This window comes from Methylobacterium sp. Leaf106 (assembly GCF_001422895.1).
Taxonomy (GTDB): domain Bacteria; phylum Pseudomonadota; class Alphaproteobacteria; order Rhizobiales; family Beijerinckiaceae; genus Methylobacterium; species Methylobacterium bullatum.
The window spans coordinates 247,822-259,845 of the sequence record NZ_LMNB01000031.1; the positions used below are offsets into that span (position 1 = coordinate 247,822).

Here is a 12,024-nt window from a genome sequence, read left to right on the forward strand (position 1 = left end):
CCACTACGTCGGGGTGTCGATGTCGTCCCACGCGGTCTCGTGCCCATTCTGGAACCCGGTGAGCCAGTTCATGGCGACGTGGCGTTCCGCGACGACGTCGCCATTGAGGCTCTTGAGGCGGAGGTCCTTCTGACGGGCCTGCCGCACGATCCAATGCTCCCGCCACACTCGGTCGAGGGCGTCGAGAATCTCTCCGGACGGGCGAAGACGCAATTCCCCCGAAGCGCTTCCGTCTCTGGCGAGAGCCGCGACGGACCGCCAGAGGGCGTCGACATCGATCAGCCGATCGCTTTCGGCGATCCGCGCGGCATCGATGCCCAAAGCCCAGAACAGGGTGTTGGCCGCCTCGTAGCGCCACGTCATGGCGAAGGCGTCCTCAGCCGCGACGGCTCGGACCTGACCCGTCTCGCGAGGCGTCAGGGCATCGAGGCCCACCGGATTGCAGGCCGGCTGCCCCGCCGCGATCGGCTCGCCGCCGGTCGCGTGCGCCTGGCCGTGGGCGGCGACATACAGCAGCGCGAGGGCACGCCGGAGCACGTCTCCCGGGCGTCGCAGGACGAGTTCGGCCTCCCCGATGGCGGGCGGCATGGCGGCCGGTGGTTTCGGCTCCATCTCTTGCAGGCGGTCGAGGGTCCGCGCGCGGCGCGCGACGGCGTCGGGCGGATAGGGCAGGACGGCAGCCGGGTCGGATTCACCCTCGGCCGAGATGACGACCTTCATGTCGGGCGCTCGCACGGACCCGTCCGGGAGGAACAGGACCGCATTGGCGGCGTTCGCCCAGGCTTCCACGTCGTCGAGATCAACGGTCACCACCTCGAAACTCACGTGGTTTCGAACGCGTTGCAGATGACGCCAGAGATGGTAGCGAGAGGCCGTCATCTGGCCGTCTCCGCGTCCCATCACGTAGCCGATGAACCCTTCGAGATGCGGCGCGAGTTCGGGATCGGACAGATCGCGCCGTCCGAACAATTCATGCGGAAAATCGAGCGGCGGCAGGTCGCGGACGGTGGCATAGGCATTGACGATGAGCGTCTCGACCGGGGCTGCCTCGGACCGCTCCCGGCTTCGCCCGAACAGTCGCCTGAGAATGTCCATCGTCGCTCCTTATCGACACTTCGCGCGTGTCCCGACCGCGCCGAAGGGGGCCGGGACCTTCGCGTCGCCGCGATCGCCCCATGACGGCGGCCGGATATCTCGCGTCCATCTTCGACTCAAGCGCCCACCGCGATGCCGTCGATGGCGGACCCGGCAGGACGTGCTTGCCTGATGTCCCGCACCCATCATGTTCGGACGAAAGTCATCGCAACACCATTTGCTTGTTGAGTCGAGCCGAGTTTCCAGCCACGAGATCGCCCCGGTTCGAGCGCGCGGACCTGAGAGGAGCGTTTCCCTGGATACGATCAGAACCGTCGACGTGGTGATCCGCGGCCGGGTGCAGGGCGTCGGCTACCGGTACTGGACCTCGCGCGAAGCGGAACGTCGCGGCCTGAACGGGCATGTCCGCAACCGCGCGGATGGCGGTGTGGAAGCCAGGTTCAGCGGAGCGTCCGAGGCGGTCGCCGCCATGCTCGATGCCTGCCGGCTGGGGCCCGCCGGTGCCGCCGTGTCCTCGGTCGAGGCGATCGACGCGGCCGATCCGCCCGATGCGGGATTTCGCATCCTGCGAGACTGATCTCCCTCCGCCGTCGTCCATGACAGCGGGTTACTCCGATCCGTCACCGTCAGAGATTCGTTTCCCACGGATCGGGCCGATGCCCTATGGTCCGCGCCGCAGGCGGACAGGTGAGACCGGGTTCCGGTCGGCCACAAGCCGGGAAGCGATCAGAGCCCATGCAGCACCCGTTCACCCTCGCGGATTTCTCGCCGCTCGACATTGCCGGCCTCCTCTACTTCGTCACCGCCTGGGCCGGCTACGGCATAGCGGTGGCGCGGATGCGCGGGCGGCGCACGAGTCTGAGCCAGATCATGAACCGCCAGCGGGAGGAATGGTCGCGCCAGCTCACCGTCCGCGACAACCGCGTGGTCGACACCACGATCAACGCCTCCCTCCAGAACGGGACGGCCTTCTTCGCCTCGACCTCCCTCATCGCGCTCGGCGGCGTGCTGACCCTGTCCCGCTCCGGCGACGACGTGCTCACCCTGTTCGGCGCGCTGCCCTTCGGCGCCATCGCCACCCGCGTCACCTGGGAGATCAAAGTGGCGGGCCTCGCCATGGTCTTCGTCTACGCGTTCTTCAAATTCGCCTGGGCCTACCGCCTGTTCAATTACGGCGCGATCCTCATCGGGGCGGTGCCTCCCAAGGGCACAGGCGCCCCGAAAGCCGACATGGACCGCGCCGCCCGCCGGGCCGCCGCCATGAACATCGCCGCCGGCAGCCATTTCGCGAAGGGGCAGCGCGCGTTCCTCTTCGCGCTGGCCTATCTCGGCTGGTTCGTGAATGCCTGGTTCCTGATGATCGCCACCACGGCCGTTATCTGTGTCATGTGGCGCCGGCAATTCACCTCCGACATCCGCGCCATCCTCCTCAACGAGGACGACGAGGCCACCCTGCAGGACACCGAGTCATGAGCACAGAGCGCAAATCCGTGAGCGAGGAGGAGATCGGCGAATCGATCCTCCGCCTCGTCGCCGAGCGAGGCGAAGGCAAGACCGTCTGCCCCTCGGAAGTCGCGCGTCATCTCGGCGGGCCGCATCCGGACGCCTGGAGCCCGCTGATGCAGCCGGTTCGCCGCATGGCCGTGCGCCTCACCAAGGAAGGCCGCATCGCCATCCTGCGCAAGGGCAAGCCCGTGGCCGACCCGGACGACTTTCGCGGGATCTACCGCCTCGGAATGCCCGCCCCGGACACCGGGGAAGCCTGAGCCGCGCCGCCGCGAAGGGGTCAGTCGGACTTCGCCTGCGGCGCCGGCAGCAGCGCGTCGGTGTAGCCGGCGAGCCGGTAGACGATCAGCCCGATCCATTCCTTGACCACGAGGTCGAGGACCAGCAGCCCGTCGGAGGCGAAGCTCTTCGGCTTCCACGCGTCGCTCCATCCCACCGTGCGGTAATCGACCGGATAGGCCGTCACGTCGAAACCGGCCTGGCGGAAGCAGCCGATGGCGCGCGGCATGTGCCAGGCGGAGGTGACGAGCAGCCAGCGTTCACCCGTCACCGGCTTGACCAGATCGGCCGAGAAGCGCGCGTTCTCGTGGGTGTTGCGCGAGCGGTCTTCCAGGATCAGGCGCGTGCGCGGCAGCCCGAGCGTATCGGCGAAGCGGCTGACGATCGCGGCCTCGGACGTCCCGTCGTTGCCGAGCAATCCGCTCCCCCCGGAGAAGAGGAGCCGCGCCTGCGGGTAGAGGCGGGCGAGATCCGCGAAGGCGATCTGGCGCTCGCCAGCATCGTTCACCGAGAGCTGGCCGCGCGCCAGCGTCGTCTGGGTCTCCACCGCGCCACCCAGCACGATCACGCCCGTGATCGGTGCACCGTCCTCCGCGAAGCGTGGGAACCGGTTTTCGAGGGGCAGGGCGATCCAGGCGGAGAGAGGCAGGAGACCGCCGAGGAAGAGCCCGGCGAAGCCGAGGAGGGCCAGCCCGCGCCCGAGGCGCGGCGTCCAGCCGCCGAACATCAGGACGCAGCCGAGAAGCCCGATCAGGATGAAGAAGTTCGACGGCGTGATCACGAAATAGATCAGTTTCGAGAGCGGAAAGAACATGTCTGGACCCTGAAGCCTCGTATCTGCCGGACGATTCCGCGTGTGTGGGTCAGTCCCGATCCGGTCCGTCCGCATCCGGCGGGTAGGGATGCTCCTGCCCCTGCGGGTCGGTGACCCGCCAGCCGGATTCGTCGGCCCCGAGATAGGACGGCCCCACCGGCACCTTGCCGTGGCCGCCGGGAATATCGAGGACGTAGAGCGGCTGGGCGAGGCCGGACAGGCGCCCGCGCAGGCGCCCCATGAGATCGCGCCCCGCCGCCAATCCGGTGCGCAGGTGGCCGGTACCTGGCGCGAGATCGCCGTGATGGAGGTAGTAGGGCTTCACCCGGTTCTCGACGAATCTCCGCATCAGGCTCGCGAGGGTCTCCGGGTCGTCGTTGACCCCGGCGAGCAGCACCGTCTGGCTCACCATCGGGATGCCGGCATCGACGAGACGGGCGATGGCGCCTGTCGCGGCCGGCGTGAATTCGCGCGGATGGTTGGCGTGGAGCGCGACGTAGACCGCGCCGCCGAAGCGCTTCAGGGCAGCGACGAGATCGTCGTCCACGCGGGCGGGCTCGACCACCGGCACGCGGGTATGGATCCGCAGGACCTTGACGTGCGGGATGGCGGCGAGGGCCTCGGCGATCTGCCCGAGCCGGCGGCCCGAGAGCGCGAAGGGGTCGCCGCCGGTGAGGATCACCTCCCAGATGTCGGGCCGGTCGGCGATATAGGCGAAAGCGGCGGCGAGTTCGTCCTCGCTCAGGGTGCCGAGCCCGTCCGGCCCCACCATCTCGCGGCGGAAGCAAAAGCGGCAATAGACCGGGCAGACATGGAGCGGCTTCAGCAGCACCCGGTCGGGATAGCGGTGGACGAGGCCAGGAAGCGGCGAATGCGCGGCATCGCCGATCGGGTCCGAATCCTCCTCCGGACGTGTCGCCAGTTCCTCCGCGCGCGGCAGGAACTGTCGGGCGATGGGGTCGGCGGGATCGGTGGGGTCGATGAGTTCGGCCATGTCCGGCGTCACCGAGACCGCGTATCGCGCCGCCACGGCTTCGAGCGCGGGAAGATCGGAGGCCGCCACGAGCCCGGCTTCGACGAGCTGCGCGGGGTCGCGGAGGGAGCGGGGCAGGGAGCGAGGAAGCGGCCTGTTCACGCGTTGCCATCCATCGCCGCCGGCGTCTCCGCCACGGGCGTCCAGATCACGTCGTCGATGCGCGGCGCGCCGACCGCGAGCATGACCAGCCTGTCGAGGCCCAGCGCGATGCCGCTCGCTTCCGGCATGATGGCGAGAGCCGAGAGGAAATCCTCGTCGATCGGGTAGGTCTCACCGTAGATCCGCGCCTTCTCCGCCATCTCGATCTCGAACCGGCGCCGCTGCTCGTGCGGGTCGGTGAGCTCGCCGAAGGCGTTGGCGAGCTCGACGCCGCAGGCGTAGAGCTCGAACCGCTCCGCCACCCGGGGATCGCGGGCGCTGGGACGGGCCAAGGCCGCCTCGCTCACGGGATATTCGTAGAGCAGGGTCGGCCGCCCGTCGCCGAGCCTCGGCTCGATCAGGGCGACGAGGACGCGGCTGAACAGGTCGGCCCAGGAATCGTCGGCCGCCACCCGCAGGCCGCAGGCGGCCACGGCGGCGGCAAGAGCGTCCCGGTCCGTGCCGCCGGGCTCGATCGTCGCCAGGAGGTCGATGCTGGCATGGCGCTCGAACGCCTCGGCGAGGGTGAGGCGCTCGAAGGCCGCGAAAGGATCGGATTCCCGGCCGCGAAAGCGGAAGGAGCGGACCTTCGCCTCGTCGGCCGCCAGTGCCAGGATGTCGGCGCAGTCGCGCATCAACACCTCGTAGTCCTCGCCGGCCCGGTACCATTCGAGCATGGTGAATTCCGGATGGTGCAGGGGACCGCGCTCTCGGTTGCGGAACACCCGCGCCAGACTGAACAGCCGCGTCTCACCCGCCGCCAGCAGCTTCTTGCAGGCGAATTCCGGTGACGTGTGGAGATAGAGCGGGGAGGCGGCGCCATCATGGCCGATGGCCGAGGTGGCGAAGGCCGAGAGATGGGCCTCGTTGCCCGGCGAGACCTGGAGGGCGGCGGCTTCGACCTCGACGAAGTCGCGGGCCGCGAAATGCCCGCGCAGGGCCGCGACGATGCGGTTTCGCGCGAGGAGGGCCGGGCGGCGGTCGGCATGGCGGGGCGGTGCCCACCAGGGCGAGGGAGAACCGGTCACGCCCGCACGTCCCGTAGCCGCCACGCCAAATGCGCATGCCGGCGCCGTGCTGCTGGCAACAGGCCGCCGGATAGGTTAGTGGCGAGGCACAGATGTCGCTCCCGCGGGCCGAATCCGCGCCGGGGCATCGCATATATTGTCTCGAACAGGATCTGACCCCGTGAAGGTGATCGCCTCTACGCTCCGCAAGGGCAACGTCGTCGACAAGGACGGCAAGCTCTACGTCATCCTGACGGTGGAGAACATCCACCCCGGCAAGGGCACTCCCGTGACGCAGCTCGACATGCGCCGCATCACCGACGGGGTGAAGGTGTCCGAGCGCTACCGCACCACCGAATCGGTGGAACGCGCCTTCGTCGAGGACCGCGAGCACACCTTCCTGTACGAGGACAGTGAGGGCTACCACTTCATGAACCCTGAGAACTACGATCAGGTGGCGGTGCCCAAGGACGTCGTCGGCAGCGCCGCGCCTTACCTTCAGGAGGGCATGAAGGTGATGCTGGCCTCGCATAACGACGTGCCGCTCACCGTCGAACTGCCCCAGCGCGTCACCCTTGAGATCACCGAAACCGAGCCGGCGATGAAGGGCCAGACGGCCTCCTCCTCCTACAAGCCGGCGATCCTGTCCAACGGCGTGCGCACCGCCGTACCGCCGCATGTGGCGGTGGGCACCCGCGTGGTGATCCTGACGGAAGACGGTTCCTACGTGGAACGCGCCAAGGATTGAGGATCAAGGATCTCCGATCACCGTGGATCCTCGAGGCTCATGTTCATCGAAGGCTTGGGCACCCGCCTCCCTCGTGAGGCGGGTGCCTTTCGTTCAAGACGGCCTCACGGCGATACCGCTGGACCATCGGCCGTTTCGTAGCAGGATTGGGACAGAGCCTGGGCCTTCGCCCGCTCCTCCGCGTTGAAACTCCGCCCCTTGATCGCCCACAGATTCTCGCGCTGGAGGGCATCGGCGACGCAGCGGGCGGCCACTCGGCATGTCTGCGCATTGCCCCCGGTCGCCTCACACTGCGTGCGGTAATCCTGACGGAATGCAACGAGACCGGCCTTCGGATGCGGACCGGTCACGGTCACGACGCCCGTCAGCAGGGCGAGTAGAAGCGGCTGGTGCACGAGATACACCGCGAGGCTGTGGCGCCCGGCCAGGGCCAGCCCCCGCGAGGGGAGCGATCCCGGCCGCCATTGCGACAGGCCACTGCGCAGGAAGGCCGGCAGCCCGAGCCGGGCCAGCGCGAGCCCCAAGAGAACCAGCCCGAACCAGGGAAACAGGGGCACGTAATCGTTGGTGCGGGGCGGCAGCATGCCGAGGCCGAGGAAACTCAGGATCGGATCGTCGAAGACGGCGAGGTGATAATCCGGGTTCGCCATGACGGCGGGCGTTGCCAGCACGACGATGCCGACCACCAGTGCCGCCACGGGCGAGACCCGCAGAAACGGCACGGCGAGCACGCTCGATACGGCGATGCAGTGCAGGATTCCGAAGAAGATGTAGCTGTCGGGAAAGGCGTAGAATGTCGCCGCCGTGATGAGGAGGGCGGCGATGCCGATCCGCGCGAGCCGCAGGAGGAACGCGCGGGGCCGGAGACCGTCCCGGTTCATCAGGACGAGGCCGATGCCGACGAGCACGAGGAACGTGCCGGCGATGAGATGGGCCGCGACCTTGCCCAGCGGCGCCAGGGCGTAGTTCTCCGGCGTGAGCGCTAGATCTCCGAGATCCCAGGTGGTGTGGTAGGCGGCCATCGCCAGGAGAGCGATGCCGCGCGCGACGTCGATGAGATCGAACCGCCGGGCCTCGCGGAACCGGGTGGTGGATTGTGGCGCTTCGGCACCCGTGACGGGGCTCGCCGTCGAAGCGCTCATGCGCCCGACCTCGGATGGGGCTGCCGTTCGGGCCGGGCGCATGAGCGCGGGCGGGGCGAAGGCTTCGCCACGGAAAGGAAGGTCTGGATCATCCGCGTTGGCTATCGCCGGTGGTGAGCCCAACGCAAGGGCACCGCCGATCACGGGATCATCCGTTCGCTCCGGCGCGATGAACAAATGCAGGGCTTCTCCCGACATGACGGCGACCGATCGCGATCGGCCCGAACACGCCCCGCCAATCGGCAGAGAGGATCTGCGATAGAGGCCTCGGAAAAGATTCGGCGCAAATGCCGCGTCCCGGACGGCCTGTTGCGCCCGAGCCGATATGCTGAAGAATGTATCAATCGCCGCAGTCGTTGTCGGTCAAACGGGCTTCCGCCGGGTTGTGACTTTGTTAATCTGTGGTGCGGATCGCGACGCGTGATTCGGTGTGGGTTGCTTACATGTCGGACGATGTCGGATCAGGCGCGCATGGGCTTCACGCCTCGGGGGAATCGGCCAACGGGCGAAGCACCGATCTCGCCGACGGAGAGGTGCTGCGCCCCCTCGACCTCGTCGAGGTGTCAGGCCGCATCAAGTGGTTCGACGTCTCGAAAGGGTTCGGCTTCATCCTGCCGGACGACGGCTCCGCCGACGTGCTGGTTCACATCACCTGCCTTCGCCGCGATGGACATCAGGCGGCGAGCGAGGGCGCACGGATCGTGGTGGAAGCCACCGAGCGGCCGCGTGGCTGGCAGGCTTTCCGGGTGATCTCCCTCGATCAGTCGACGGCGACGCATCCGTCCGAACTCCCCATGCCCCGCACCCATGTGAGCGTGACGGCGACGAGCGGACTCGAGACGGCGGTGGTGAAGTGGTTCAACCGTCTGCGCGGATTCGGCTTCCTCAGCCGTGGCGACGGCTCTCCCGACATCTTCGTCCATATGGAAACGTTGCGTCGCTACGGCATCGCCGAACTGAAGCCCGGTGAGACCGTTCTCGTTCGGTATGGCGACGGTTCGAAGGGCAAGATGGCGGCCGAGGTTCGGCTTCTGGACGGCGCGCTGCCCGCCTCCCACTGACGGAATGACCACGTGACATCGTTCAACGACGCCCGCTCGTTCGCGCCCTTGCGCGCGCTCCTGATCCTCGTCGCCATCCTGGCGGGCCTCGGCGCGGCCACCGCTCAGGAGGTCGCAGCGACGGAACCTCTGGAAATCGCCAGCAGGGGTACCCGGCACAGCTTTTCCGTCGAGGTGATGCGGGACGACGAATCGCGCTCGCGCGGCCTGATGTTTCGCCGCTCGATGCCGCTCGATCACGGCATGCTGTTCGACTTCCAGAAAGTCGAACGCGTCGCCATGTGGATGAAGAACACCTACCTGCCCCTCGACATGCTCTTCATCCGGCCCGACGGCAGCATCGCCCGGATTGCGACGAATACCGAGCCCCTGTCGACCAAGGTCATCCCATCGGGCGAACCGGTGCTGGCGGTGCTGGAACTCAACGCCGGCACGACGGCCAAGCTCGGCATCAAGGCGGGCGATCAGGTCGAGCACACGATGTTCGGATCGCGCTGAACACTGAGTATCGGTCGTCCTCGACGGGCGGTCTTAAGCGAACGCAGCGTGAACAAGCGTCTTGACGCCCGCTCGGTTTCCCACCAATGTTCCCTCATTGTTCCATGAGTGAGTGAGCCTGCGTCAGCGCACTCCTCGACGATGGCAGGGGAACGCGATGATCGATCTCGAGGCTTCGAGCGAAGAAGTGGTCCTGTTCGAGAACGCCGACTGGCGCGTGATCGCGGATGGTCTGGAGCATCGCGGGACCGGATATTTCATCGCGCGCGACGGGTTGGGGCGGCGCTCCGAGACGGGCCTTTGGGAATGGCCGCTCCATCTTGCGGAGAAGAGCTGGTGTTCCCTGCGCCCGTTCCGTGAGGCGTTCCAGGCGGCCGCCGATCTGTTCGATGTGGAGCGCGACGAGGCTTTGGCGCAGTCCTTCGTCACCGGCTTCGGTCTCCGGATGGGGCAGGGCGGTCAGCCCGGCAGCGAAGGCTTCACCAAGCTGGCGGAACTGGTGCGTCCGAAATCCATAGCCCGGCGGCGGCCCGCCGCGTCGGATAACCGTCCGTCCCCGCATCGCAATGGTGCCGGCCGGAAGGACGAGGTCGAGATGGTGCGCGCGGCCCTGTCCTGACGTGACCTCGGCCGGTGATACTCTAGTTGTCTGAAGACGCGTCGTACGGCGCCGGGCAGGAGAGCATCCCATGGACGATCACGGGACGGACAAGGACCAGCGGAGCAAGGGACTGGGCGGCCTCGACGGGCTCGTGGTCCCGCCCTTCTCGCGGCGGGGCTTCGTCATGACGAGCCTCATCGCCGGGTTCACCCTGGCCGAGGCGAATGCGCAGGCGCAGGTGGTCACGACGGATTCGGCCGGTCTCGTTGCCGGTGAGGTGAAGATTCCGGCGGCCGACGGGCCGATGCCGGGTTATCGGGCGATGCCCGAAGGGGCGGGTCCGTTTCCCCTGATTCTCGTCATCGAAGAGATTTTCGGGGTTCACGAATACATCAAGGATGTTTGCCGTCGGCTGGCCAAGGTCGGCTATTGCGCGGTCGCGCCCGAACTTTACGCGCGGCAAGGCGATCTCTCGAAGATGACGGACGTGAAGGCGATCGTCCGCGATGTCATCCTGAAGACCCCGGACGCCCAGTGGATCGCGGATCTCGACGCCGCTTCATCCTGGGCCATCGCCGATTCGAAAGCCGATGCCGGGCGGATCGGCACGATGGGTTGGTGTCGCGGAGGACGCGGAGCATGGCTCTACGCGGCGCACAGACGCGACCTGAAGGCAGCGGTGGCGTGGTACGGCCCGCTCGGCGGCGACCGCACGGAGCTTCAGCCCAAAACGGCGGGGGACGTGGCGACCGATCTCCATGCACCACTCCTCGCGATCTACGGCGGCGCCGATACGGGCATTCCCGTGGCCAGCGTCGAGGACGCCCGCGACCGGGCGAACGCCGCGGGGCGCAGCGTCGAGCTCGTCGTGTTCCCGGAGGCGCCGCACGGGTTTCACGCCGATTACCGGCCGAGCTATCGCAAGGACAGCGCCGAGCAGGGTTGGGCTCGCGCTCTGGCGTTTCTCAAAAGCCACGGGGTCGGGTAAATCGTACCGCAGTGCACCGGCGCGAAGAATGGCTCGACGGGGGGATCAGCCACCTCCCGTGAGAGCGTTCCCTCTGCAAGAATTGAGAAACCGGCACCTTGATCATGATTTTGCGGCGCGAACCCGTCGAAATTCATGATCCGAGCGCTGGATCGACACATTGACGGGCAGGACTACATAGCGTTGCTGGGATGGCGGCCGATGCGGCCGTCAGCCTTGAAGAGCGTTCCGGACCCATGAGTGCTGTGAATCCATCGGGCGCGAAACCGGTGATCCTCGTCGTGGAGGACGAACCCGACGAGCGATTTCTCGCGGCCGCTTTACTGGAAGAGACCGGCTTCAGCGTCATCGAGGCGGAAACCGCCGAGCGAGCCTTGGCAATCCTGAACGAGAAGGACGGTGCGGTGAGCGTCGTCTTCTCCGATGTGCGTACCCCCGGTCCCATCGGCGGTTTCGAACTCGCCCGGATCATCGGCGTCACCTGGCCCCGCGTGCGGGTTCTGCTGACCTCCGGCGATGCCGGCGATCAGCCGAGTGACCTGCGGGTTTCCGCGACCTTCATCCCGAAGCCGTGGCGGGCATCGGATATCCTGGCCTGGGTCGAAGAGGCTTCAGGCCGCACGCCCGAGCAAGGGCCGGGCATCGACAGGATCGGCGGCAACACCCCCTGATGGTCGTTCGGCCGGCAGCCACAATTATCCCAGTTTAAAAGGAAACTTCTTCGGCGCCAGCCGTTGGTCAATGGGTTCATGATTGATGGAACCAGACTGCACGAGCTTCAAATGCGCACCACCGCCACGATGACCATGGCCAATATCAGTCGATCAGGACAATCGTATACCGTCTACTCGGAGTCGAGGATGATGCAGAATGTCGGCGACAATCTGCGCACGATGTACAGCGAGATCATCGACCATTCCGTGCCTGAGGAGTTGCTTCGTCTGGCGAAGCTCATCGACGACAGATGCAATCCGGGAGCGGAGACGCGATAGGGCGATGTCTCTCTTGTCGCGATCCTGATCCTACCATTGGTGCGGCCCGAATGACGCAATCCGTCAGGACTTGGTGGGAGACCGGGATCGTCTCGCCTTCATCGCTGAAAACCTGATAT

The 12,024-nt window shown here is 67.0% G+C and carries 15 protein-coding genes; 10 read left to right on the plus strand and 5 right to left on the minus strand.

Annotated elements, in window-relative coordinates; genetic code table 11:
• Positions 1 to 3: 3 nt before the first annotated feature.
• Positions 4 to 1,095, minus strand: a complete 1,092-nt coding sequence (locus tag ASF34_RS16685) for a DUF4272 domain-containing protein (RefSeq protein ID WP_056162548.1) — start codon at positions 1,093 to 1,095, stop codon at positions 4 to 6.
• 319 nt (positions 1,096 to 1,414) lie between these two features.
• Between ASF34_RS16685 and ASF34_RS16690 the strand changes: the two genes are divergently transcribed.
• From ASF34_RS16690 to ASF34_RS16700, 3 genes are all read left to right on the plus strand, one after another.
• On the plus strand, positions 1,415 to 1,672 hold the full coding sequence (locus ASF34_RS16690; RefSeq protein WP_082494208.1) for an acylphosphatase: 258 nt from the start codon (positions 1,415 to 1,417) through the stop codon (positions 1,670 to 1,672).
• 158 nt (positions 1,673 to 1,830) lie between these two features.
• Positions 1,831 to 2,568, plus strand: coding sequence for a DUF599 domain-containing protein (locus ASF34_RS16695; RefSeq protein ID WP_018044418.1), 738 nt, complete (start codon positions 1,831 to 1,833; stop codon positions 2,566 to 2,568).
• Positions 2,565 to 2,861, plus strand: a complete 297-nt coding sequence (locus tag ASF34_RS16700) for a DUF3253 domain-containing protein (protein WP_018044417.1) — start codon at positions 2,565 to 2,567, stop codon at positions 2,859 to 2,861. The genes ASF34_RS16695 and ASF34_RS16700 overlap by 4 nt, the downstream gene beginning before the upstream one ends.
• A 20-nt stretch (positions 2,862 to 2,881) precedes the next feature.
• Here the strand turns inward: ASF34_RS16700 and ASF34_RS16705 are convergent, their stop codons facing one another.
• From ASF34_RS16705 to epmA, 3 genes are read right to left on the minus strand one after another with little or no spacing between them, the layout of a single operon-like run.
• On the minus strand, positions 2,882 to 3,694 hold the full coding sequence (locus ASF34_RS16705; protein ID WP_018044416.1) for a YdcF family protein: 813 nt from the start codon (positions 3,692 to 3,694) through the stop codon (positions 2,882 to 2,884).
• Between the two features lie 49 nt (positions 3,695 to 3,743).
• A complete protein-coding gene (locus tag ASF34_RS16710) occupies positions 3,744 to 4,805 on the minus strand; it encodes a lysine-2,3-aminomutase-like protein (RefSeq protein WP_056162658.1) in 1,062 nt (353 codons plus the stop codon).
• Between the two features lie 20 nt (positions 4,806 to 4,825).
• Complete coding sequence (gene epmA / locus ASF34_RS16715) at positions 4,826 to 5,896, minus strand: EF-P lysine aminoacylase EpmA (RefSeq protein WP_056162551.1); 1,071 nt, start codon at positions 5,894 to 5,896, stop codon at positions 4,826 to 4,828.
• 160 nt (positions 5,897 to 6,056) lie between these two features.
• On the opposite strand from epmA, the gene efp reads away from it, so the two are divergent.
• The gene (efp, locus tag ASF34_RS16720; RefSeq protein ID WP_018044413.1) at positions 6,057 to 6,623 is read left to right on the plus strand and encodes an elongation factor P; all 567 of its coding nucleotides are present in this window, start codon (positions 6,057 to 6,059) and stop codon (positions 6,621 to 6,623) included.
• A 104-nt stretch (positions 6,624 to 6,727) separates the two neighbouring features.
• On the opposite strand, the gene ASF34_RS16725 is transcribed toward efp, so the two are convergent.
• On the minus strand, positions 6,728 to 7,765 hold the full coding sequence (locus tag ASF34_RS16725) for a heparan-alpha-glucosaminide N-acetyltransferase (protein WP_056162662.1): 1,038 nt from the start codon (positions 7,763 to 7,765) through the stop codon (positions 6,728 to 6,730).
• 443 nt (positions 7,766 to 8,208) lie between these two features.
• Here ASF34_RS16725 and ASF34_RS16730 point away from each other — a divergent pair, with 443 nt between their 5' ends.
• The 6 genes from ASF34_RS16730 to ASF34_RS16755 all read left to right on the plus strand — a co-directional run bounded on the left by ASF34_RS16730 (position 8,209) and on the right by ASF34_RS16755 (position 11,905).
• Positions 8,209 to 8,826, plus strand: coding sequence for a cold-shock protein (locus tag ASF34_RS16730; protein WP_018044411.1), 618 nt, complete (start codon positions 8,209 to 8,211; stop codon positions 8,824 to 8,826).
• A 12-nt stretch (positions 8,827 to 8,838) separates the two neighbouring features.
• Complete coding sequence (locus ASF34_RS16735; RefSeq protein WP_056162554.1) at positions 8,839 to 9,324, plus strand: DUF192 domain-containing protein; 486 nt, start codon at positions 8,839 to 8,841, stop codon at positions 9,322 to 9,324.
• 157 nt (positions 9,325 to 9,481) lie between these two features.
• A complete protein-coding gene (locus ASF34_RS16740) occupies positions 9,482 to 9,943 on the plus strand; it encodes a hypothetical protein (RefSeq protein ID WP_056146474.1) in 462 nt (153 codons plus the stop codon).
• 70 nt (positions 9,944 to 10,013) lie between these two features.
• Positions 10,014 to 10,913, plus strand: coding sequence for a dienelactone hydrolase family protein (locus tag ASF34_RS16745; protein ID WP_056162557.1), 900 nt, complete (start codon positions 10,014 to 10,016; stop codon positions 10,911 to 10,913).
• Between the two features lie 236 nt (positions 10,914 to 11,149).
• A complete protein-coding gene (locus ASF34_RS16750) occupies positions 11,150 to 11,584 on the plus strand; it encodes a response regulator (RefSeq protein WP_026176030.1) in 435 nt (144 codons plus the stop codon).
• Positions 11,585 to 11,695: 111 nt separating this feature from the next.
• The gene (locus ASF34_RS16755) at positions 11,696 to 11,905 is read left to right on the plus strand and encodes a hypothetical protein (RefSeq protein WP_244479026.1); all 210 of its coding nucleotides are present in this window, start codon (positions 11,696 to 11,698) and stop codon (positions 11,903 to 11,905) included.
• Positions 11,906 to 12,024 lie beyond the last annotated feature (119 nt).

Excerpts from the sequence above, each read along its gene's own strand:
- ASF34_RS16685 (WP_056162548.1), bottom strand. The coding sequence starts at position 1,095 with ATGGACATTCTCAGGCGACTGTTCGGGCGAAGCCGGGAGCGGTCCGAG.
- ASF34_RS16695 (WP_018044418.1), top strand. The coding sequence starts at position 1,831 with ATGCAGCACCCGTTCACCCTCGCGGATTTCTCGCCGCTCGACATTGCC.
- ASF34_RS16700 (WP_018044417.1), top strand. The coding sequence starts at position 2,565 with ATGAGCACAGAGCGCAAATCCGTGAGCGAGGAGGAGATCGGCGAATCG.
- ASF34_RS16705 (WP_018044416.1), bottom strand. The coding sequence starts at position 3,694 with ATGTTCTTTCCGCTCTCGAAACTGATCTATTTCGTGATCACGCCGTCG.
- ASF34_RS16725 (WP_056162662.1), bottom strand. The coding sequence starts at position 7,765 with ATGAGCGCTTCGACGGCGAGCCCCGTCACGGGTGCCGAAGCGCCACAA.
- ASF34_RS16730 (WP_018044411.1), top strand. The coding sequence starts at position 8,209 with ATGTCGGACGATGTCGGATCAGGCGCGCATGGGCTTCACGCCTCGGGG.
- ASF34_RS16740 (WP_056146474.1), top strand. The coding sequence starts at position 9,482 with ATGATCGATCTCGAGGCTTCGAGCGAAGAAGTGGTCCTGTTCGAGAAC.
- ASF34_RS16745 (WP_056162557.1), top strand. The coding sequence starts at position 10,014 with ATGGACGATCACGGGACGGACAAGGACCAGCGGAGCAAGGGACTGGGC.
- ASF34_RS16750 (WP_026176030.1), top strand. The coding sequence starts at position 11,150 with ATGAGTGCTGTGAATCCATCGGGCGCGAAACCGGTGATCCTCGTCGTG.
- ASF34_RS16755 (WP_244479026.1), top strand. The coding sequence starts at position 11,696 with ATGCGCACCACCGCCACGATGACCATGGCCAATATCAGTCGATCAGGA.